The organism is Bacillus sp. N447-1, assembly GCF_022701035.1.
Lineage (GTDB): Bacteria > Bacillota > Bacilli > Bacillales > Bacillaceae_G > Bacillus_A > Bacillus_A cereus.
Genome location: NZ_CP065509.1, coordinates 1,035,134 through 1,056,367, shown reverse-complemented (window position 1 = coordinate 1,056,367; position 21,234 = coordinate 1,035,134). Strand labels below are relative to the sequence as shown.

The window sequence follows — 21,234 nt, the reverse complement described above, 5'->3', positions numbered from 1 at the left end:
TACTATCAAAATGGGAATGTAATGAACTTAAAAATGCCTAGAGAAATCAGCGGGGTGTCAGTATGAAGTTAAAGAAGAAAGCTAGGATGATGATAGTTCTGTTAATAGTATCAAGTTTATTAAGTGGATGTGGCTTTGGGGAGACTAAGATAGAGTATGAGAGATTAGTAAAGGCATTGGATGAAGGGGATATGAAAACGGTTATGTCTGCGAGTGATGATGGATATGCATATGTGAAAGAAGAGACTAGCGAAAGTACTTATGAAGAAAAAGAAGATGGTGAACATAGCAGGATAATATATCAAACAACCCATGGAATATATAATGTGAAAGAAAACGACTTATATGGGAAAACAACTCAAAAGATTGCTACTGATATAAAAAATGATAAAAACGTTGGTAGTAATCAAAATTACCAAAAAGAAACTGTCTATAGTACAAATTTGAAAAATGAAAAATCCCGTTCAATAGCCCAGAATCAAGGCATAGATGTTTCATATGTAAAATTAATGTTTAGAGGATTAAATGAACTTAGTAAATTGAAACCGAGTGAAGATAAAAAGATCTAGTGAACCGAGCATAATAAGCTATGATTTAACTGAATTACAGTTTAAAAGCATAATGAATGATAAGTTAAATTTAAAATATGATAAATTTGATTCTGCAATATTGATGATCGAATTTAATACGCCTAATGATACAAAAGAAGATCAAATGAGAATAATACAAATAACAATATCAGTAAATTATGAAGAACGAAAAGAAGATAAGCTTATAAAACGCAATCAAGAAATTTCAACATATTATCATACCAGAGAAGAGAATAATCAAAGTTCCAAAAAGAATATGTAAATTATGAAAAGAGTATATAAATTAAAAATAATATATTTTGATTGAATTTTGAGAATGATAAATGTTGTGAGGATATGAGTAAAGGGGTAGTGAAAAATAGTTACTGTGATAACAGTTATGTTTTGCTGAGCGCGTATAGTTTTGGTAAATCAAAATAGAGTATGAGAGTCTAATAAAGGCATTGGATGAAGGTGACAAGAAGACGGTTATACTTAATTGAAAGAAGAATATTTGGAACTTTTGAGGAAAAAGAATACTACTTGAACCATCAAAAGGCATTCTGGTTAGATGATTATGGTAATGATATACCTAAAAGATTATCTGAATTTAGTTGTACAAAGATCTATGTACTTAAAAATATTAAGAATGTAATAGAATTTTAGTGCACGAAAATTATTTAAACTGTATAGAAGGGGAAATGTCAGGGTGTGGAATATAAAAGAGGAAGATTTAGAAGCATTTCGGATGACATGCAGAAGCCGTTTAAGTCCAGAAGGTGCTACGGGTTTTATGCTTGGAACAATATTTTATATTTCAATATTTATGTTTATTATTTTTGTAGGTGATTTGAATTACTACAACAATTTTTTTGATAGAACAATTGTTAAAACTGAAATTGTGTTATTTAGTATTCAAATTATATTTTTAATTATATATCTATTTCCGAAAGCATGTTTTACATTTCAAAAGTTACAAACGCTAATCGTATTACTATATGCGTTTCAACTTGGAACGATATTATTTGTAGTTTCAATTATTTCTGAAATGGCTGATAATTCGATTGGTAGGATGTATACCGGGCTACTAGTTGTAGGAGCAGTTATTATCCATATTGCAGCAACGCTAGATACATTTAAACAAGCAAGTGAAGGTGCATTTAGTGGTGATGAAAGATCCACCTCGTTTTTTAGTAAGACAAAAGGAGCTATGATAAAGGGGGCTATAATATATATATTAATACTACTTATTTTAATGTATTTTCAAAATGATTATTCAATTGATTTTTTTGTTATGTATGGAGTAGGAACTGTTTTAATGTATGCGGTTGCGATCGGAGCGGCAGAATTTCAACTATTGGTGTACTGTAGATTTAAATTCAAGTCATTTCATATGTCATGGGAAGAGAATGAGAGAATGCGTGGGAGAATTCGAAAGCGAAATATAAAATCCAAATCGAAAAGTAAATAAGAGTGAAATAGAATTGAAGTGAATGAAAATTATTTAAACTGTATAGAAGGTGAAATGTCAGGGTGTGGAATATAAAAGAAGAAGATTTAGATAAGTTTCGAATGACATGTCAAGGGCGTTTAAGTCCTGAAGGTGCTGCGGGTTTTATGCTCGGAACGATATTTTATACTTCATTATTTATGGTTATTATTTTTGTGGGAGGAATGGATTATTATACTACCTTGTTTGATAAGGTAATTGTTAGGATTGAATTAGTGTTATATGGTTTGCAAGTAATGTTTTTAATACTATATTTATTCCCTAAAGCTCGTTATAAATTTCAAAAATTACAAACGCTCGTGATATTATTATATGCATTTCAACTTGGAACTATCGGATGCATGTTATTTGTTCTTTCTGGGATGATAGAGCATTCAATTGATCTCAATACATGTGTTTATGTAGGGCTATTAGTATTAGGTGGAATTATTGTTCATATTGTGACAACAGTTGATACATTTAAACAAGCAAGCGAGGGTGCATTTAGTAGTGAAGACAAATCAGCTTCGTTTTTTAGTAAAACAAAGGGACATGTTATACAAGGTGCTGTAATTTATGTGTTAATTCTTCTTGTTTTGATTTATATAAATAATAATTACTCATTAAACACAATGTTTGGTTATGTTATGTGTAATGTTGTTATGTATGCAGTAGCAATAGGAGCAGCAGAATTCCAGCTCTTAGTGTACTGTAGATTCAAATTCAAGTCATTTCATATGACGTGGGAAGAGAATGAGAGAATGCGAAAGCGAAATACAAAATCCAAAACGAAAAGTAAGTAAGAGTGAAATAGAATTTTAGTGCACGAAAATTATTTAAACTGTATAGAAGGGGAAATGTCAGGGTGTGGAATATAAAAGAAGAAGATTTATATAAGTTTAGGATGACATGTAAAGATCGTTTAAGCCCTGAGGGTGCTATGGTTTTCTTTATTGGAGGGATAGTTTATACTTCAGTATTTATGTTTTTTATTTTTATGGGGGGCTTGGAGTATTATAATACTTTCTTTGACAAAACAATTGTTAAAATTGAAATTGTTTTATATAGCTTACAATTCATCTTTTTAATTCTATATTCATTTCCAAAAGCACGTTATAAATTTCAAAAGTTACAAACGCTCGTTGTAATATTATATGCATTTCAATTAGGTACAATAACATTCACAGCGTTGATTCTTCCTGGGATTTCTGAGGATTCAATTGACAGAATTACATTAATATATGTAGGTATGTTATTCCTAGGAGCAGTCATTGTTCACATTGTGACAACTATCGATACGTTTAAACAAGCGAGTGAAGGTGCGTTCAGTAAGGATGAAAGATCTACCTCATTTTTTAGTAAAACAAAAGGGAATGTGATGAAGTGGGCTACACTATATACACTAACCCTTCTTGTTTTGATTTATTTTCATACTAATTATGCGTTCGATGTCTTAGTCCTTTATGTGGTAGGTACTGTATTAATGTATACAATTGCTGTCGGTGCAGCTGAATTTCAGCTATTAATGTATTGTAGATTTAAATTCAAGTCATTTCATATGTCATGGGAAGAGAATGAGAGAATGCGTGGGAGAATTCGAAAGCGAAATAAGAAATTCAAAACGAAAAATAAATAAAATATTAATAGAATTTTAGTGCGCGCAAAATAATTGAAACATATAGAAGGTGAAGAGCCAGGATGTGGAATATAAAAGAAGAAGATTTATATAAGTTTAGGATGACATGTAATGATCGTTTAAGTCCTGAGGGGGCTACAGGATTTATGTTTGGAGGAATACTTTATAGTTCAATAGCCGTTTTTTCTATTATTGTATCAGGTGGTTGGGAGTACTGTATGGTTCTCCTTAATATAGGAATCGTTAAGCTAGAAGTGTTGTTATATGCTCTGCAAGTAATTTTTTTCATTCTATATTTATTTCCAAAAGCTCAATTTAAATTTCAAAAGCTACAAACACTTGTTGTATTCTTATACGCACTTCAAATGGCTACTATATTACTTACAGTTTTAGTTGTTTCTGAAATAGCTAATAATTCAATGGATCGTAGTACATTGAATTATGTATGTTTGCTATATTTAGGAGCAGTAATTTTTCATATTGTAACAACAATAGATACATTTAAATTGGCAAGTGAAGGTGCGTTTAGTATGGATGAAAGATCCGTATCCTTTTTTAGTAAAACAAAAGGAACTATGATGAAAGTGGCTTCAATATACGCATTAATCCTTCTTATTTTGATTTATTTTCATAATGATTATGCGTTTGACACTTTTATTGGATATGTAATATGAACTGTTTTAATGTATACGATAGCCATAGGAGCAGCTGAATTTCAGCTATTAGCATATTGCAGATTTAAATTTCCATCATTTAATAAAACATGGGAGCAACATAAAAGAGAGACTCCAAGATATCGAAAGGAAAATAAAAAAGGTAAATCGAAACGTAAGGCATAAAGGGAAATGGCATAATAAATTTAAATGTCTGCCATTAAATATAACGTGGGAAGAGAATGAGAGAATACATGGGAGATTTTGAAAGCGAAATACAAAATCCCAATCGAAAAATAAATAAGAGTGAAAGAGAACTGAAGTGAATGAAAATTATTTAAACTGTATAGAAGGTGAAGAGCCAGGATGTGGAATATAAAAGAAGAAGATTTAGATCAATTTAGGATTACATGTAGAAATCGTTTAAGTCCTGAAGGTGCGACGGGATTTATGATGGGAACAATCATTTTTGTTTCATTATTAATGTTTTTTATTTTCGTAGCACTAGTTACAGATGGTTGGGATTACTATTCAACTTTTTTTGGAAAAATAATTGTTAGTATTGAATTAGTTTTATATAGTTTACAAATAATTTTTTTAATACTATATCTATTTCCGAAAGCTCGTTTTAAATTTCAAAAATTACAAACAATTGTCGTGTTATTATACGCATTTCAATTAGGAACGATTGGGCTCACAGCTTTAATCGTTTCTGAAATAGCTAATAAGTCGATTGATGTTTTTACATTGACGCTTGCAAGTTTATTATTTCTAGGAGCAGTTTTTTTCATATTGTGACAACAATTGATACGTTTAAGCAAGCAAGTGAAGGTGCATTTAGTATGGATGAGAGATCTAAATCATTTTTTAGTAATACAAAGATGAATGTACTGAAGGGAGTAATGATATACGTACCACTCCTTCTGATTTTAATTTATTTTCGTAACGACTATGGGTTTGATGCTTTACTAATGTATGTGGTTGGGAGCATTTTAATGTACGCAGTAGCAATCGGAGCAGCTGAATTTCAGCTATTAGCATATTGCAGGTTTAAATTTCCATCATTTAATAAAACATGGGAGCAACATAAAAGAGAAACTCCAAGATATCAAAAGAAAAATAAAAAAAGTAAATCGAAACGTAAGGCATAAAGAAAGTGTGTATTGTAAGTTTTGATGATGAAAAAGTAATAATTTATAGGAGAGTATTTGAACTACGAAAAGAAAATTTACTTATGTAAGGTGATAAAAGTGATTAGTAGGTTATCTAATTGAAAATATAGAGTGGGTAGTGTGATGATGAAATGAACAAAAAAAGGGTTTCTAAAATGATTACTATCATAATAACAATCAGCCTACTACAAGCATGTAGCTTTTTTGAAGAAAAGATAGAGTATGAGCCATTTGTCAAAGCTTTGGATGAAGGTGACATGAAAACGGTTATGTCTGCGAGTGATGATGGATATGCGTATGTGAAACAAAGAGGTATATATAGTACATATGAGCAAAAGGAAGATGGAGAGCACAGTAAAACAATCTATCAAACTTCGAAAGGCATATATAATACGAAAGATAAAAGTTTATATGGAAATACAACACAAGAAATTACCTCGGAAGTAGATAATAAAAATTATAAAGAAGAAGTTAATTATAGTACAAATATTATGTATAAAAATGAAAAGGTGCAAAGTCCGGATTCAAATCTAGATGTTTCATACGTGAACTTAATTGTAGATCGTTTAAAAGGAATAGGGAAACTAAAGATGAAGCCCAAAGGTGATATAAAAAAGTTTGATCAACCTAGTACTGTTGGATACAAATTAACTGAATCAGATTTTCAGAGCATTATTAATGATAACTTGAAAATACAATATGATGAATATGGTGGTGGATCAATCGCATTGCATATAGATTCTAAAAATGGCTTAGAGCAGATATTACAAGTAAGTATCGTAATGAATTATAAGAAGAGAAATGATGAAGGCAAGTTAGTAAAATATATATCACAGATACACACATATTTTGATAGTCAGCAAGGTAATAATCAGGATGCGAGACAGGAATATATTGATTTTAAAGTAAAGTATAATAAGAAGCAGTAATATTAAGAAGGGCATTTGCACGTAAAGATAATAGTGACATAAGTGAGATAAATCTTTCATAAATATTTCTATTTGTAGCGGAAAGAATTTGAGAATAAACAGGTAGCCTCAATTGCTGGAGTAGATGCAACAATTGGGGCGTTTATCTGTCTAAATTTAGTTTGAATACATGACATGTTTTAGTTAGGGGCACGGCTTTACAAGTAGTTTCTCCATCTTCATAATAACGGTGTGAGTTATTTTGTAATTTGCTTGTATTACTAAGTTACAACTATTTCCTCTTATAGAGTACTTCTTATTATCGATACATCGTCCACATTCCAATGTCTTTAAATCCTAGTCGTTTATAAATTCGTCCAGCAGCTGGATTGTTATAAAATAAACAAAGTGTTCGGTCTTCTTTCGTAAAGTCTTGGATCATTTTTTGTAATATGAGTGAAGCGTAACCATTTCCGCGATAATTCGGGTGTGTACATACACCAACTACCATAGCAGATAATGAATTTTCAGCGGAAGTAGAGGCGGATGCGATGATCACGCCATCTTTTTCAATATAGTATGTGCGTCCTGTATTTGTTTCGATAGCCTGCCTTAATATTTTCTCTGATTCATTGGTAGTCGGAAATTCAGCGATGTCACTTCGTAATTTCATAATTCGTTCTATATCATCGAGTGAGGCAAGTTTAATTGTTTCATGAATTGGTGTGCTAGGTAAGTTGTTGTCATTTAGACATTCGCAAAAATACATTTCATTTTTAGTACCTAGTTGTATATTTGAAGCAGTTTCAAATTGTTCTACGATAGTTGACTTACCAGAGAGTTTAAGCGGCTTATATGTGGAAAGAAGTGCCTCATAATCAGTGGTAATAAATTCTTCTTTACTATAGGGTATAAATGAATCGTGGAATCGGAGTAGAATTGATTTTAATGTTCCATTCTCTTTAAATACTCCCCATAGTTCTTGAAAATCTATGTCATAACCGAAAGCTTCAATATCTCCAATAATAAACAAGTTAAGGGCTGCTTCTTCTTTTAGGTAAGCGAATACTTGTTCATGATCTTTCTTTGTTAATTTTCGCATCATAACGAATCGACCTCTTTTTTATTTTTCTAAATATTACAACTTAAGTTTTTTGAAATCAATATAAAATTTTATGTTTAGTTCACAAACTTTCGGAAAAACTAGGAAAGATATGACAAAGGAGGTTATGAACGGTGGATCATCCAATTCAAGGGTTAATGAAAGCAGCAATGGAAAATTTAAAAGAAATGGTCGATGTAAATACGATTGTTGGAGAGCCTGTTCAAACGGCTGACGGTGGTGTAGTGTTAACGGTTTCTAAAGTAGCGTTCGGTTTTGGAGCAGGAGGTTCTGATTTCCAAACGAATGATGGACAAAGAGCGAACGGTAACCCTGCATTTGGTGGCGGTAGCGCGGGTGGTGTTTCGATTACACCAGTAGCATTTCTTGTGGTGAATAAAGATGGAGTAAATATTCTACATCTACAAAATGCGACACATTTAGCAGAAAAAATGATTGAATTAGCTCCACAAACAATTGATAAAATTCAATCGATGTTCCAAAAAGAAGAAAAGAAAGAGGGAAATCATCATCCTCAAAACCCTGATGAAATCCTTTAAAAACGCCTGCTTATGAGCAGGCGTTTTTTCTTGTAATCACTATGTAATAAAACACATGAAATTGTAAATAGTTTTTGAAGTTTTTTCTATGTTTCTAAAATTTTTCATGTTAAAATATGCTATAGAATTGAAACATATAAAACGAAGGTGGCTAGGTGCTTTGTCTGGAGGATCTGACCAAGTAAAGAATATGATATATATTAATGGTAATCGTCGAGGTCATTGTTTTATTACATCAGGAATTACGTTTAAAGAGTTTGCGAGTAACATCCCTTCACCGCTTCATCAAGTGTTGCTTTTAAAGCACAACTTTGAATGGACGGATTTTCATTATCATACTTTATTTGAATATGTTGAGGAAGAAAATATACATAAGTTAATTCAAGCAGAGATTGATGAATTTGATGAATTTTGTTGGGTAGATTTTGATGATGCAAGCGATTTAGATGAATTAGAGCCGAAAGAAATTGCAGAATTATTATATTTGGCTCACAAAAAAGAACCACTTGCAAGAACATTCTTTCCGCTGTTGAAAAATAGATTTGTTTATTTTTCACATGATGACGGATGGTACAACAAAGTGTATTATCGTAGAATTGCTGATTTTGTAGGAATGTTAAGTAAAGTCATTCCGTATAAACTCGGTGCTTTCGGTAAGAAACGTTTTTCTTTCTTCCAAAAATCAAAAATTTTCCCAGCGATTTCAAAAGAATTGATTATGGGACTTATTCCACTCATGGAAGATGGTCTTTACATAGATCTAGCAGGGAAGATTGAGTCAAGAAGAGGTCTTGAAATTCCGGTATATGTAGTTGGTTCGTATGAAAGTACGGATGAGGTGTTAGATAATATCGATGAATTGAAAGAGGAAGCAACAGAAACAGGTTGGCTCATTTTTGATAAGAAAGAACAAGAGTGGCAATGGGTTGTTGACTAAGAAAACTTGGCGTATGAAGTCAAGTTTTCTTGTCATTTGAAAGGAGTACAAATGAAGAAATATTATACAATTGTGGGTATTATAAGTATTATTCTCGTGGCAATATTACTTATAACTTGTCCGAAAGAATCAGATTTTAAAGTGTATGTACAGGATAAGTATGCGTTGAATTGTAATGAGAGTAGTTTTGAATGCACGCAAAATGTAGATGGTAAAAAAGAAAAACTACAATTTGAAAGTACAGATGCACGAAATGGTGTATTCTTTATGACTGTAAAGCAAACATTTAAAACAGAAGCTGGTGTCTCAAAAGAATATAGCGGAGTAGGAATGTTTGGTACATTTCTTTTTGTTTCAGAGAAGACTTTCTAGTAATAGAAGGTCTTTTTTTTATGCTTATGTTCATATAGATGAAGTAAGACAAGCATAGGAGGGGTATTGATGAAGAACACATGTATCGTTTGTGGCGGTGAGGAGTTTTTTTCCTCAACGTTATATGCACGTACGAAACAAGATTGGGCATATGCACCAAACATGTATCGATTTGAAAAAGTATTTATTGAGCATCGAGATGAAGAAAATTATCCAGTGTTTCAAGAAATTACAGCGAAACATTGTTGTGGATGCGGCCATATTATGTTGTATCATGAATGAACACACCAAGTATGACTTGGTGTGTTTTTTTAAAACGCTGACAAAGCAAGCGGATAAAATAAAGTGAATAAAACAGAAAAACTACCAAAACCAATTGCTGTATATCCAAGTGTTCTTGCTCCGAAATTGACAGCTAATAGGCCAACTAAAATTGCTAGGGAGCCGAGCGTAACTGGATAAAAAGCAATGGAGAATAACGAAAGAAATAAAGCGACATAGCCTACCATTGCACCGGTATTTGTACCTTCTATCTCATTTGCAATTTCTTTACGCTTATGTCTAATTGGAATGCCAGCTGGTGATATTTCAGCTGCATACTCTTCGTTTTTTTCACCACTTTTAAAATGATGATTTCTCTTTCTTCGCATGTACATCCCTCTCTTTCAATTGGGTGTACCTATAGTATCTTTCATAAAGAGAAGAACATGAGTATGAGTTAAACCCAAGTAAAGCAAAAATTGGAGAATAAAGATTCCTTCATTAGCATGTATATCTCCTTATGAAGATAAAACAGGAATTTTGGAAAATGATGTAGAATGAAATGAGTGATAAAGCGTGAAGGTAGGGGAATGTATGACGAAATTTAATTGGCATGAATCAGCAGAAAAGAAATGGGATAGTAGCGCAGAGTTTTGGAATCAAAATAGTCAAGAGATGTGGGACAGTGGTAGCAGAAGTACAATTATTCCGTTTTTTGAACAATACGTGAAGAAAGAAGCACAAGTGCTCGATGTTGGTTGTGGTGATGGGTACGGTACATATAAATTAAGTCGCGCAGGCTATAAAGCAGTGGGAGTAGATTTATCGGAAGTGATGATTCAAAAAGGTAAGGAGCGCGGAGAAGGACCAAATTTATCTTTTATAAAAGGAGATCTTTCTGCATTACCATTTGAAAATGAGCAATTTGAATCAATTATGGCAATTAATTCTTTAGAATGGACGGAAGAGCCATTACGAGCGTTAAATGAAATAAAGCGTGTGTTAAAGAAAGATGGATATGCATGTATTGCAATTTTAGGGCCGACAGCAAAGCCACGAGAGAACAGTTATCCTCGCTTGTATGGAAAAGACGTTGTTTGTAATACGATGATGCCTTGGGAATTTGAACAGTTAGCGAAAGAACAAGGTTTTAAAGTTATAGATGGCATCGGCGTATATAAGCGCGGAGTAAATGAGAAGATGTTAGGTCAACTACCTACAGAGTTACAACAATCGTTAACATTCTTATGGGTATTTATGTTAAAAAACGTATAAAGAAATGAAAGAATTTTTAGGAGGTAAATAAGTGCAGAAAATACAAAAAACTGATACAATATCATCAGAACCAATTAAAGGGGGACTAGGGTATATGACAACTACTACAACAGTGAAATCCGATATTGAAATCGCACAAGAAGCGAGTATGAAGAAGATTCAAGAAATTGCAGCTGATTTAAATATTTTAGAAGATGAATTAGAGCCATACGGGCATTATAAAGGTAAGTTATCTCTTGATATTTTTAAGCGCTTACAAGATGAGAAAGACGGTAAAGTTGTTTTAGTAACAGCGATTAACCCAACTCCAGCTGGAGAAGGTAAATCAACAGTAACAGTTGGTTTAGGTCAAGCTTTTAACAAAATTGGTAAGAAAACAGTAATTGCACTTCGTGAACCATCTCTTGGACCGACGATGGGATTAAAAGGTGGAGCAGCAGGTGGCGGTTTTTCACAAGTCGTACCAATGGAAGACATTAACCTTCACTTTACTGGAGATATCCATGCGATCACAACTGCCAATAACGCATTAGCAGCGTTTATTGATAATCATATCCAACAAGGAAACACACTTGGAATTGATACGCGTAAAATCGTTTGGAAACGCTGTGTTGACTTAAATGATCGTGCCCTTCGTAACGTAGTAATTGGTCTTGGTGGACCTGTACAAGGTGTACCACGTGAAGACGGTTTTGACATTACAGTAGCATCTGAAATTATGGCCGTATTCTGCCTTGCAACAGATATTCAAGACTTAAAAGCGCGTCTATCTCGCATCGTAGTTGCTTATAACTTTGCAAATCAACCTGTAACGGTTAAAGATTTAGGTGTAGAAGGTGCGTTAACACTATTATTAAAAGACGCATTAAAGCCGAACTTAGTACAAACGTTAGAAAATACACCAGCTATCATTCATGGCGGACCATTTGCGAATATCGCTCACGGTTGTAACAGTGTTATCGCTACAACAATGGCAGCAAAATTAGGTGATTATGTTATTACAGAGGCTGGATTCGGTGCTGATTTAGGCGCTGAGAAGTTTTTAGATATTAAAGCTCGTGCAGCTGGCATTAAACCAGAAGCAGTTGTTATTGTTGCGACGATTCGTGCGCTTAAAATGCATGGCGGCGTTGCAAAAGATCAATTAAAAGAAGAAAATGTAGATGCATTAGCAAAAGGTATGGAAAACTTACAGAAGCATGTTGAAACAATTCAAAGCTTCGGTGTGCCTTTCGTAATTGCAATTAATAAATTCATTACAGATACAGATGCAGAAGTTACATACTTACAAGAGTGGTGTAATGAGCGTGGCTATGCAGTATCCTTAACAGAAGTTTGGGAGAAAGGTGGCCAAGGCGGAGTTGACCTTGCTGAAAAAGTACTAAAAGAAATCGAAAAAGGTGAAAACAACTACGCACCACTTTATGAATTAGAATTACCATTAGAAGAAAAAATTCGTACAATTGCTCAAAAAGTATATGGCGCAAAAGATATTGAATTTGCTCCGAAAGCACGTAAGCAATTAGCTCAATATGAAGGAGAAGGTTGGAGTAATCTACCAGTTTGTATGGCGAAAACACAATACTCTCTTTCTGACGATGCAACAAAATTAGGTCGTCCATCTGACTTTATCGTTACAATTCGTGAGCTAAAACCATCTATCGGTGCAGGCTTTATCGTTGCGTTAACAGGTACAATGTTAACAATGCCAGGTCTTCCAAAACAGCCAGCAGCACTTCAAATGGATGTAAATGAAGATGGAAAAGCAGTAGGTTTATTCTAAAAGGTTGTAATTCATCTCGTTTATCTGTAAACTATATATACATCAAGTGGCGCCTTTCCATCGAAAGGCGCCTGTTTTTTGGAGGAAATTATGTTTGATCCAACTGCTTTTGACAATTTAAAAGTAATCGTAGAAGGTGCTGTGTATGATTTTGATCTACATGGAGATATTCTTGTAACAGATCGAAAAGATATGATGGATCTTGCTTCATTAAGTCGCATATATCATATCTCATTTCAATTAACAGAACCGTTTGAACCATTAGTAGAAGCAACATTTTCATTATCTGTGGATGCAAAGAACTTGTCTGGTGAAATACTAGAAGTGCCTCAGTTTACACCAGGTTGTGAGATGAAGCTAGCATTTTCATTCCCGTTAGAACAACCAGAAGTAAAATGCGAAGAAATTGAAACATTAATGCGTTCTATATGGGGAAAAGAAAGAATGATTATGCAGAAAGTTTCATACGAATATAATAAGCAAGCGATTTCATATCATAATAAGGTAGAGGTTCTATTTCAAAAAGCGATTACAGAAGACCATGTTGATGATTTAATAGCTGTTATTTCACACATGATAGAAACGGTGCGAACAATACAGCATTTTCTTCAAAAATAGAGATAAAGGAGAAAAACAAATGATAAAAGATATGCAACCATTTTTACAACAAGCTTGGGAGAAGGCTGGTTTTAAAGAGTTAACTGAAATTCAAAAACAAGCGATTCCAACTATTTTAGAAGGACAAGACGTTATAGCTGAATCTCCAACTGGAACAGGAAAAACATTAGCGTACTTATTACCCCTTTTACATAAAATTAATCCTGAAGTAAAACAGCCACAAGTTGTTGTTTTAGCGCCAACACGTGAACTTGTAATGCAAATTCATGAAGAGGTTCAAAAGTTTACAGCAGGAACTGAAATTTCAGGTGCATCTTTAATTGGTGGTGCAGATATTAAGCGCCAAGTTGAAAAATTAAAGAAACACCCAAGAGTAATTGTCGGTTCACCAGGCCGTATTTTAGAATTAATTCGTATGAAAAAGCTAAAAATGCATGAAGTAAAAACAATTGTATTTGATGAGTTTGATCAAATTGTAAAGCAAAAAATGATGGGCGCAGTGCAAGATGTAATTAAATCAACGATGCGCGATCGTCAATTAGTATTCTTCTCGGCGACAATGACAAAAGCGGCAGAAGATGCGGCACGTGATTTAGCAGTGGAACCACAATTAGTACGTGTAACACGTGCAGAATCAAAAAGCTTAGTTGAGCATACGTATATCATTTGTGAGCGACGCGAAAAAAATGATTACGTAAGAAGAATTATGCATATGGGCGATGTAAAAGCAGTTGCGTTCTTAAACGACCCATTCCGTTTAGATGAAATTACTGAGAAATTGAAATTCCGTAAAATGAAAGCAGCGGCTCTTCATGCAGAAGCAAGTAAACAAGAGCGTGAAGCGACAATGCGTGCTTTCCGCGGAGGGAAATTAGAAATTCTACTTGCTACTGATATTGCAGCACGCGGTATCGATATTGACGATTTAACACACGTAATTCATTTAGAGTTACCAGACACAGTAGACCAATATATTCACCGCTCAGGACGTACTGGACGTATGGGTAAAGAAGGAACTGTCGTGTCTCTTGTAACACCACAAGAAGAGCGTAAATTACTACAATTTGCGAAAAAACTAGGCATCGTATTTACGAAGCAAGAAATGTTCAAGGGATCATTTGTAGAAACGAAACCGAAAGCACCAAAGAAAAAGAAACCAGCATTTACTGGGAAGAAAAAGCCTAGATAAATGATAGGGAAGGCGTAACTATTTGTAGTTACGTCTTTTTTGTTTGTAAACAAGCGATAATGGGAATTGTATTAGTGTTTTTAATGTGCCTATCATATATATGCTTCTACTGGGAGTATCGAAAAAAGGGTAGTTTATTTATTTGGTTTATACGAGGAAATAATATAAAAAAAGTCGAATATTAAACTGACACGAAATAATAAAAAGAAGGTACACATATGGATAGGAAATTAGGAATGTTTTTAAATACGAAACATATTGAAGTAAACGAAGGAATACAAAAAGCAAGGGAATGGGATTTAGAATATATTCAATTATATGCTATGAATAAAAACTTTAACTTAGCTAATATCTCAATGGTAGAATGGAATGCTTTAAAGAAAAGCTTATCTTTTAATGGAATAAAGATTCCATCATTAGCAATTAGTTTTGGAGAAAATGGAATTATGGGAATAGAAGCTGAGAGTGCAATAGATCAGTTTAAATATATTACTGACAGAGGTTTGGGGCTTGGGGCAAAGATCATAACAGCTCATATGGGAAAAGTTCCAGATGATGAAAAAAGTGCCTACTATGATAAAATGCTACGTGTTTGTAATGAAATAGGGGACTTAGCGTTCAGATTTGGAGGATTCTTCGCCATTGAGACGGGATCTGAAAAAGCAATAGTATTAAAACGATTTTTAGAAACTGCAAACTCGAAAGGACTAGCTGTTAACTTTGACCCAGCAAATTTAATAAGTGATGTAAATGAAAATCCGGGAGAAGGTTTGTTACTACTAAAAGATTATATAGTACAAACTCATATTAAAGATTGTACAAAGGTGAAAAGCGATAGTTCAAGTAAGTATATTGAAGTCGCAGCAGGGAATGGTGAAGTAGATTTCGATATATTCTTCAAAGTATTAGATAAAATTGGATTCGACGGATATAACATGATTGAAAGAAATGATTATTTTGATGAACTGGATGGGATGAGTCAGTCGATAAATTTTGCAAAGAAGTACATACCAACTCAAAAGGAATAACGATAGTATTTGTAGAAAGCTACATAGAATATAAAAACCATTAGGGGGAAATGTAATGATCCATAAAGTAGGACAAATTATGTTATATGTAAATAATCAAGATGAGGCAGTAAATTTTTGGACGGAAAAGGTAGGGTTTCATGTAGTAGCAGAGGAAGATAACAAGCAAGGAATGAGATGGATTGAAATTGCTCCGACTAACGGTGCAGAAACGAGCATTATATTACATAATAAAGAAGTTATTTCTAAAATGAGCCCAGAATTGAATCTTGGTACACCGTCCTTAATGTTCTTCTCAGAAAATCTTGATCAATTATATACAGATTTAACAAACAAAAATATTACTGTTGGAGAAATGGTAACTATGCCTTCTGGTAAAGTGTTTAACTTTGCTGATAGCGAAGGGAATTATTTTGCGGTTATGGAGAAGAACCAATAATAATATTGCTATGTGAAAATCCCCCTCAAATATATTTGAGGGGGATTAAATTTTTGAAGTGGATTTTTCATTAGAGAGTTGTTTAATAAAAAATACTCCTTTTTCAATCGCTGTCTCAATATAGCCAACGATTTGGTCAAACGTAAATACTTGTAAGTCTTCATGCAAATGTTGCTTTGGATACAACATATCTTCAAAAAGATACTTTCGAAAAGCTAAAACGCTTTCTTTAGAAACCTCTTCAATATCCACAATGTGAGCCTCTTGATTGAGAAGAGAGAAAAGCTGTTGTTCTTGATCGTAATGATGAAGCAACTTTGCATTTAACAATTTAAAATCGTTATAGTACAGGGGTGCGATAGTTTCGTCATTCTCTATTCTATTTTTTAGCCAAGGTAGAAAAAATCCACTTAGCCAATTATCATCGGCAATGAGATGGGTATAATAGCCTAAAACAAATGGGGAATCTATATGTGATTCATATTTATGAAAAAATGAATCATAATCTATTCTTCTCGTATAGTTCTTCGTTGTACCGGCATAAAAATGTGAGGTTCCTTTTTCTTTTTTTGAATGAACAGCATCAGGGGCTACAGCTCCAAGTAAGAAAGAAGTCTTATCGTGAATAGATAGTTTCTCAGCAATACCGTTAGCGATAATAACATGCATAATTCGTGATCCCATGAATGCCACCTCTGTTTCCAGTATTCATTTCAGGAAGAGGACTGAACAGTTAGTATTACTTTCCCTGTACTTTTTCTACTTTCGACCCATTCATGTGCTTTCCCTGCATCTTGAAGTGGAAAAGATTTCGTAGCCTTAATTTGTAAACGTCCGTCACGCAAATAACGGAAAACTTCATTTGCAGTTTCTTGGAGCAGTTCAGGACGCTTTTTTCGTGTGGTTCCAAAGCTAAAACCGAGTATAGAGCGGCAACTTGCATGTAAATCTTTCGTTTGAAAGTTACCAATTTCACCGCTAGCATTACCGAAATGAACGAGGCGACCGTAATAAGCAAGGCAGTTTAAACTTCTTTCAGAAACAGTTCCAGAAATAGAGTCCAAAATAATATTCACTCCTTCTCCGTTTGTCAGCTCATTGACTTTCTCTACAAAATCTTCAGTTTGATGACAAATTACATAATCAGCTCCAGCATCTAAAACGATTTCTTTTTTCGTTTCACTTCCGACAGTACCGATAACTGTTCCAGCCCCTAATCGTTTTGCAAGTTGAATCGCGGTAGTACCAATTCCGCCAGCAGCTGCATGAATCAGCACGGATTCATTTTGTTGAAGCCTTGCAACATTCACGAGTAAATTATAGCTTGTGAAAGATACGATCGGACAAGCAGCTGCAGTTTGAAAGTCGACTTCATGGGGTAAAACGAAAGTGAGATTTTCATTTGAAACAACGTACTCTGCGTAAGATCCATTTTGAGGAAAAGCAATGACACGCTGTCCAGGTTGAATATTTTTCACATGAGAACCGACGCGTTCTACAATACCAGTTGCATCTATTCCTGGAATAAAAGGTAGTGCTTTATCTCCTTTTTTGCCATAACGTGATTTAATATCAGCGAAATTTACACTAGTAGCAACAACGCGAATTAAAACTTGATCTTCTGAAATAGCCGGTATATCTAAATCTGTATATTTCATCACTTCAGGACCACCGAACGACGTTACAACGATAGCTTTCATCATATATCCTCCTAAATTTGACTATATAAATCATTTTAAATCTTTATCAGAAATTGGAAAATTATATAATAGTTATGCGTGGTTATAAGTGAAGCTTATGAACTCATCGGATCATAATATTAATTTATATAAAAAATTTTTTCGGAAAAATCGAACGAAATATGAATTACTTGCCAATATATAGTGTAAGACAAAGGAGGGCTGGAATATGAAGGCTGAAATAGATTACGCACATTTAATTCGATTAACTTTATCAGGAAATAAAGAAGCGTATAGCGAATTGTATGATGTAACGATTCAAGAAGTATATAAAACAGCACATTTTTTAATTGAAGATAAAACGGATGTAGATGATGTCGTTCAAGAAGTATACATACAGCTATATGAATCGCTTCGTAAATATGATAGCGAGAAGCCATTTCGCCCTTGGCTAATTGGGCTTGCGATTAAACAAATTCATTCTTATAGAAGAAAGAGGTGGATGCGACTACGAATTATAAAAAAAGCAGAAGAGCAAAGAAAGCCAGTGCAAATTGATTTTTCTAACGATGTTGTAAGTAAAATATCAAACCAAAAACTAATCGAACTCATTCATAAATTACCGTATAAATTGAAACAAGTTATTATCTTAAGATACTTACACGAATATTCACAAGAAGAAGTAGCAAAAATATTACATATTCCAATTGGTACAGTGAAGTCTAGAATTCATGCGGCATTAAAGAAACTACGTCAAAAAGAGCAAGTAGAAGAAATCTTTTTAGGAGAGGTAGGGAATGTGAAATGAGTTTAGATTGTAGAGTTAGAGAATCTATACGAGAAGAAGCGAAGGGGATTGTTGCCCCGCCGGAGTTAAAAGAAAAAGTAATTGTTCAAATCAAAATGAATCGCGGGGGAAATAAGGTGAAGAAACGTCTTATCGCCGGAGTGCTTGCAGCAGCATTTTTAATCCCTACGACCGGTTTTACATATCAATCTATTATGGCGGATGGTATATACGGATCTTTTGAGAATTTAAAAAAACACGCCGGAGCGATGACGTTAGAAGCGTATATGCGTTTTAATGCAAAGTTATCAGAAGCGAAAGATGAAATGGACACGAAGGAATATGAGGAGTTTACAAAAGAACTAAAAAAATTAACAAATGCAAAGCTTGCGTACGGAGATTCGAATGGTAATATAGATTATGATGGATTATCACCAGCAAAAAGAGAAGAAATGAAAAAGGTAAGTATGGGCCTTCAACCATACTTTGATAAATTAAATGGTCATAAATCTAGTAAAGAAGTATTAACGCAAGAAGAGTTTGATCGCTATATGGAAGCTTTAATGACACATGAAATAGTACGAGTGAAGACAAAATCAACTGGTGCAATAAAAATAGAAGAAGTACCTGAGGCGTACAAAGAAAGATTTATTAAAGCGGAGCAGTTTATGGAGTATGTAGATGAAAAGGTGCGATAAGTAGAAAAGCTCAAAGCTTTCTTTCGTTTAACTATTACATATTGATTATGTAAACAATAAAAAATGAGTATACAATCTACGTGATTGTATACTCATTTTATTATTACTTAAATTTTCTTACCGCATGAATAGCGACTCTTACAAGTAATATCGCACTTATAAATAAACCACCGTAACCAACGACACTTAAAAATTGATCATTTGGCTCTGTCGCACTGTTTGCTAAATGCAATACGCCTACCGAAATCCCACCAAATGCAGTTCCAATAAACGCAATGAGGAATTGTGAGATAAATGTAGTAATAAACGATGCATTTGTTTCGTCAGAGAAAAAGCCAACCTTAACGGATAGTTCTCCGTTTTCTAGTTTTGAACTTAAATCATCTAGTTTTCTAGGAATGCGTCGCATGGCAGGTAACATAGCGAGTAATTCGTTTGTTGCAGCTTCTTTTAAACTAGAATAATTGTTAACTGGCATGAAACTAGCTGCATGATCTTTCGCAAAGCGTTTCGCTTCGTCCATTAAATTGAATTCGGGATTTAGTTGCAGCATCGTTCCTTCTAGCGTAATTAGAGAGCGGAAAGCCCCTGCAACCATTGGATAAAACGCTAATTCAAACTCAGCGATTATTTGAAACAACCCTTGAATAAATTCTTCAGAACCGTTTGTAGAGCCGTACGTACTTTGGATTAATAATTGGCTGATAGATTGTTCTAATCCTTCTTTATCAACATTTGGTTTCTTTTCAACTAATTGAAGCAGTCCATCAAGCAAGACATATGAATTTTTGCGCTCAAAGCCAATAAGTAGCCGCTTGAATGCATCTTGTTGTAGGGTTCCTAATCTTCCGACAGAACCGAAATCAAGTAATGCAGGAGTGCCATCACGAAGAATATACACATTACCTGGATGAGGGTCTGCATGGAAAATACCTTTAAAGAAAATTTGCTCTAAAATACAATCAAAGAGTTGCCGTTGTACTTTTTTCGTATCAATTTGTAATTCATTTAATAATGCTGACCCACTTTTAACACTTACTCCATCTAAAAATTCAAGCACAAGTATTTTTGAATTACTGTATTTTTTATATACTTTCGGTATTTTTACTTTCGTTTCACTATTTTTTAGTGAATCAGACACTTGTTCGAAGTTACGAGCCTCAATTTTGAAATCAATTTCTTCTTTCATTGCGATAGAGAAGCCATGTGCTAAATCAAGAAAGCCGATATTTTTAGCCCAAGTTGATTTGTTGGAAATCCATAAAGAAAAGTGAATTAAAATATCTAAGTCACGTTTAATTGTCTCAGAAATATTAGGACGTAGTAGTTTAACGACGACATCCTGGTCGTTTTCTTTCAACTTTGCTTTATGTACTTGGCCAATAGAGGCGGCAGCTAACGGTTCCATTTCAAAGGAGCTGAAGATTTCATCTTTTGGTGTATGTAGTTCCTTTTTCAATATTTCTTCAACTTGTTTTTGTGATAAACGTGTTACATTTTCCTGAAGGTTTGATAACTCGTGAATAAAAACAGGTGGTAATAAATCAGAGCGAGTTGATAAAACTTGTCCGAATTTAATAAATACACCACCGCATTCTTCTAGTGTATTTCGAAGTGAAGTGGCGAGCTTACGATCTGCTTCTGGTGAGCGCTTTAAAGCTAAATATTTTCCCATTCCGTGTTTTATTGCAATAGAAGAGACGCGCATATATCTTTTTTGTCTACCAATCTTAGCGAAGAATTTTGAAATAGGATTTCGGCTTTCCGTTACTACGTCATCCATTTCGCCACGTCTAATAGGATCAAATAATTCAAAAACTAGGTAACAAAGCATCGATACAATTAATGAGCTTCCTAGCCAAAAATATCTATCAACACCGACAACCGATTCATCTTGATAACGTAAATATAAAAACCAATACAGAGCAGACGTAAGTGAAACACCTACAGTGGCTGCACTTGCTTGTTTGAAAAGATTTAGTTTTGTACCAATGAGTCTACCACTAATAAAAGACATAATGACTGCTAGTAGAAAAAATTGAAAAAACATTGTATCATTCCTCCGAAATTTATTCGATA

At 33.8% G+C, this 21,234-nt stretch carries 22 protein-coding genes and 3 pseudogenes; 20 read left to right on the top strand and 5 right to left on the bottom strand.

Annotated features, from left to right (window positions below; translation table 11 throughout):
* Positions 1-62: 62 nt before the first annotated feature.
* From IQ781_RS05215 to IQ781_RS05180, 8 genes and pseudogenes are all read left to right on the top strand, one after another.
* A pseudogene (locus tag IQ781_RS05215) lies at positions 63-872 on the top strand (DUF3952 domain-containing protein).
* 128 nt (positions 873-1,000) lie between these two features.
* Positions 1,001-1,072, top strand: coding sequence for a DUF3952 domain-containing protein (locus tag IQ781_RS05210; protein ID WP_117616460.1), 72 nt, complete (start codon positions 1,001-1,003; stop codon positions 1,070-1,072).
* Positions 1,073-1,278: 206 nt separating this feature from the next.
* Positions 1,279-2,040, top strand: a complete 762-nt coding sequence (locus IQ781_RS05205) for a hypothetical protein (protein ID WP_000267152.1) — start codon at positions 1,279-1,281, stop codon at positions 2,038-2,040.
* Between the two features lie 62 nt (positions 2,041-2,102).
* The gene (locus IQ781_RS05200) at positions 2,103-2,861 is read left to right on the top strand and encodes a hypothetical protein (protein WP_065211628.1); all 759 of its coding nucleotides are present in this window, start codon (positions 2,103-2,105) and stop codon (positions 2,859-2,861) included.
* Between the two features lie 62 nt (positions 2,862-2,923).
* A complete protein-coding gene (locus IQ781_RS05195; protein WP_000267165.1) occupies positions 2,924-3,694 on the top strand; it encodes a hypothetical protein in 771 nt (256 codons plus the stop codon).
* A 62-nt stretch (positions 3,695-3,756) separates the two neighbouring features.
* Positions 3,757-4,533 (top strand): annotated as a pseudogene (locus tag IQ781_RS05190) (hypothetical protein).
* A 180-nt stretch (positions 4,534-4,713) separates the two neighbouring features.
* A pseudogene (locus IQ781_RS05185) lies at positions 4,714-5,498 on the top strand (hypothetical protein).
* A 176-nt stretch (positions 5,499-5,674) separates the two neighbouring features.
* Positions 5,675-6,448, top strand: coding sequence for a DUF3952 domain-containing protein (locus IQ781_RS05180; protein WP_139846906.1), 774 nt, complete (start codon positions 5,675-5,677; stop codon positions 6,446-6,448).
* Positions 6,449-6,746: 298 nt separating this feature from the next.
* On the opposite strand, the gene IQ781_RS05175 is transcribed toward IQ781_RS05180, so the two are convergent.
* Positions 6,747-7,532: a GNAT family N-acetyltransferase gene (locus IQ781_RS05175; protein ID WP_139846907.1), complete on the bottom strand. Its 786-nt coding sequence runs from the start codon at positions 7,530-7,532 to the stop codon at positions 6,747-6,749.
* A 131-nt stretch (positions 7,533-7,663) separates the two neighbouring features.
* Here IQ781_RS05175 and ytfJ point away from each other — a divergent pair, with 131 nt between their 5' ends.
* The 4 genes from ytfJ to IQ781_RS05155 all read left to right on the top strand — a co-directional run bounded on the left by ytfJ (position 7,664) and on the right by IQ781_RS05155 (position 9,680).
* Positions 7,664-8,089 (top strand): GerW family sporulation protein, encoded by a 426-nt coding sequence (ytfJ, locus tag IQ781_RS05170; protein WP_000349991.1) that lies wholly within the window; start codon positions 7,664-7,666, stop codon positions 8,087-8,089.
* A gap of 160 nt (positions 8,090-8,249) precedes the next feature.
* Complete coding sequence (locus IQ781_RS05165) at positions 8,250-9,026, top strand: oxalate:formate antiporter (RefSeq protein ID WP_000014087.1); 777 nt, start codon at positions 8,250-8,252, stop codon at positions 9,024-9,026.
* 51 nt (positions 9,027-9,077) lie between these two features.
* Positions 9,078-9,398, top strand: coding sequence for a hypothetical protein (locus IQ781_RS05160; protein ID WP_000761174.1), 321 nt, complete (start codon positions 9,078-9,080; stop codon positions 9,396-9,398).
* 69 nt (positions 9,399-9,467) lie between these two features.
* Positions 9,468-9,680, top strand: a complete 213-nt coding sequence (locus IQ781_RS05155; RefSeq protein WP_000798747.1) for a hypothetical protein — start codon at positions 9,468-9,470, stop codon at positions 9,678-9,680.
* A 29-nt stretch (positions 9,681-9,709) separates the two neighbouring features.
* On the opposite strand, the gene IQ781_RS05150 is transcribed toward IQ781_RS05155, so the two are convergent.
* Positions 9,710-10,048 (bottom strand): hypothetical protein, encoded by a 339-nt coding sequence (locus IQ781_RS05150; RefSeq protein WP_001253200.1) that lies wholly within the window; start codon positions 10,046-10,048, stop codon positions 9,710-9,712.
* A gap of 205 nt (positions 10,049-10,253) precedes the next feature.
* On the opposite strand from IQ781_RS05150, the gene IQ781_RS05145 reads away from it, so the two are divergent.
* The 6 genes from IQ781_RS05145 to IQ781_RS05120 all read left to right on the top strand — a co-directional run bounded on the left by IQ781_RS05145 (position 10,254) and on the right by IQ781_RS05120 (position 15,991).
* Complete coding sequence (locus IQ781_RS05145; protein ID WP_000160043.1) at positions 10,254-10,934, top strand: class I SAM-dependent methyltransferase; 681 nt, start codon at positions 10,254-10,256, stop codon at positions 10,932-10,934.
* A gap of 94 nt (positions 10,935-11,028) precedes the next feature.
* Positions 11,029-12,717: a formate--tetrahydrofolate ligase gene (locus IQ781_RS05140; RefSeq protein WP_014482011.1), complete on the top strand. Its 1,689-nt coding sequence runs from the start codon at positions 11,029-11,031 to the stop codon at positions 12,715-12,717.
* A gap of 90 nt (positions 12,718-12,807) precedes the next feature.
* Complete coding sequence (locus IQ781_RS05135) at positions 12,808-13,335, top strand: hypothetical protein (RefSeq protein WP_000460219.1); 528 nt, start codon at positions 12,808-12,810, stop codon at positions 13,333-13,335.
* A 19-nt stretch (positions 13,336-13,354) separates the two neighbouring features.
* Positions 13,355-14,524, top strand: coding sequence for a DEAD/DEAH box helicase (locus IQ781_RS05130; protein WP_000588613.1), 1,170 nt, complete (start codon positions 13,355-13,357; stop codon positions 14,522-14,524).
* Between the two features lie 218 nt (positions 14,525-14,742).
* Positions 14,743-15,552 carry a sugar phosphate isomerase/epimerase family protein gene (locus IQ781_RS05125; RefSeq protein ID WP_000375204.1) on the top strand — a complete coding sequence of 270 codons (810 nt, stop codon included), beginning with the start codon at positions 14,743-14,745 and terminating at the stop codon, positions 15,550-15,552.
* Positions 15,553-15,607: 55 nt separating this feature from the next.
* Entirely contained in the window at positions 15,608-15,991 is a 384-nt protein-coding gene (locus IQ781_RS05120; RefSeq protein WP_072770259.1) for a VOC family protein, read from the top strand.
* A 45-nt stretch (positions 15,992-16,036) separates the two neighbouring features.
* Here the strand turns inward: IQ781_RS05120 and IQ781_RS05115 are convergent, their stop codons facing one another.
* The gene (locus IQ781_RS05115) at positions 16,037-16,675 is read right to left on the bottom strand and encodes a hydrolase (protein WP_139846908.1); all 639 of its coding nucleotides are present in this window, start codon (positions 16,673-16,675) and stop codon (positions 16,037-16,039) included.
* Between the two features lie 29 nt (positions 16,676-16,704).
* Positions 16,705-17,691, bottom strand: coding sequence for a quinone oxidoreductase family protein (locus tag IQ781_RS05110; protein ID WP_000644629.1), 987 nt, complete (start codon positions 17,689-17,691; stop codon positions 16,705-16,707).
* A 208-nt stretch (positions 17,692-17,899) separates the two neighbouring features.
* Between IQ781_RS05110 and IQ781_RS05105 the strand changes: the two genes are divergently transcribed.
* Complete coding sequence (locus tag IQ781_RS05105; protein ID WP_139846909.1) at positions 17,900-18,478, top strand: sigma-70 family RNA polymerase sigma factor; 579 nt, start codon at positions 17,900-17,902, stop codon at positions 18,476-18,478.
* The gene (locus IQ781_RS05100; protein ID WP_000050701.1) at positions 18,475-19,155 is read left to right on the top strand and encodes a DUF3600 domain-containing protein; all 681 of its coding nucleotides are present in this window, start codon (positions 18,475-18,477) and stop codon (positions 19,153-19,155) included. Before IQ781_RS05105 ends, IQ781_RS05100 begins: the two co-directional genes overlap by 4 nt.
* A 103-nt stretch (positions 19,156-19,258) precedes the next feature.
* Here IQ781_RS05100 and IQ781_RS05095 read toward each other — a convergent pair whose 3' ends face one another.
* On the bottom strand, positions 19,259-21,205 hold the full coding sequence (locus tag IQ781_RS05095; RefSeq protein WP_000466006.1) for an ABC1 kinase family protein: 1,947 nt from the start codon (positions 21,203-21,205) through the stop codon (positions 19,259-19,261).
* Positions 21,206-21,234 lie beyond the last annotated feature (29 nt).

Coding starts and splice junctions, on each gene's coding strand:
- IQ781_RS05120 (WP_072770259.1), top strand. CDS start 15,608: ATGATCCATAAAGTAGGACAAATTATGTTATATGTAAATAATCAAGAT.
- IQ781_RS05155 (WP_000798747.1), top strand. CDS start 9,468: ATGAAGAACACATGTATCGTTTGTGGCGGTGAGGAGTTTTTTTCCTCA.
- IQ781_RS05105 (WP_139846909.1), top strand. CDS start 17,900: ATGAAGGCTGAAATAGATTACGCACATTTAATTCGATTAACTTTATCA.
- IQ781_RS05140 (WP_014482011.1), top strand. CDS start 11,029: ATGACAACTACTACAACAGTGAAATCCGATATTGAAATCGCACAAGAA.
- IQ781_RS05160 (WP_000761174.1), top strand. CDS start 9,078: ATGAAGAAATATTATACAATTGTGGGTATTATAAGTATTATTCTCGTG.
- IQ781_RS05125 (WP_000375204.1), top strand. CDS start 14,743: ATGGATAGGAAATTAGGAATGTTTTTAAATACGAAACATATTGAAGTA.
- IQ781_RS05180 (WP_139846906.1), top strand. CDS start 5,675: ATGATTACTATCATAATAACAATCAGCCTACTACAAGCATGTAGCTTT.
- IQ781_RS05130 (WP_000588613.1), top strand. CDS start 13,355: ATGATAAAAGATATGCAACCATTTTTACAACAAGCTTGGGAGAAGGCT.
- IQ781_RS05145 (WP_000160043.1), top strand. CDS start 10,254: ATGACGAAATTTAATTGGCATGAATCAGCAGAAAAGAAATGGGATAGT.
- IQ781_RS05110 (WP_000644629.1), bottom strand. CDS start 17,691: ATGAAAGCTATCGTTGTAACGTCGTTCGGTGGTCCTGAAGTGATGAAA.
- IQ781_RS05135 (WP_000460219.1), top strand. CDS start 12,808: ATGTTTGATCCAACTGCTTTTGACAATTTAAAAGTAATCGTAGAAGGT.
- IQ781_RS05150 (WP_001253200.1), bottom strand. CDS start 10,048: ATGCGAAGAAAGAGAAATCATCATTTTAAAAGTGGTGAAAAAAACGAA.
- IQ781_RS05175 (WP_139846907.1), bottom strand. CDS start 7,532: ATGATGCGAAAATTAACAAAGAAAGATCATGAACAAGTATTCGCTTAC.
- IQ781_RS05115 (WP_139846908.1), bottom strand. CDS start 16,675: ATGGGATCACGAATTATGCATGTTATTATCGCTAACGGTATTGCTGAG.
- IQ781_RS05095 (WP_000466006.1), bottom strand. CDS start 21,205: ATGTTTTTTCAATTTTTTCTACTAGCAGTCATTATGTCTTTTATTAGT.
- IQ781_RS05100 (WP_000050701.1), top strand. CDS start 18,475: ATGAGTTTAGATTGTAGAGTTAGAGAATCTATACGAGAAGAAGCGAAG.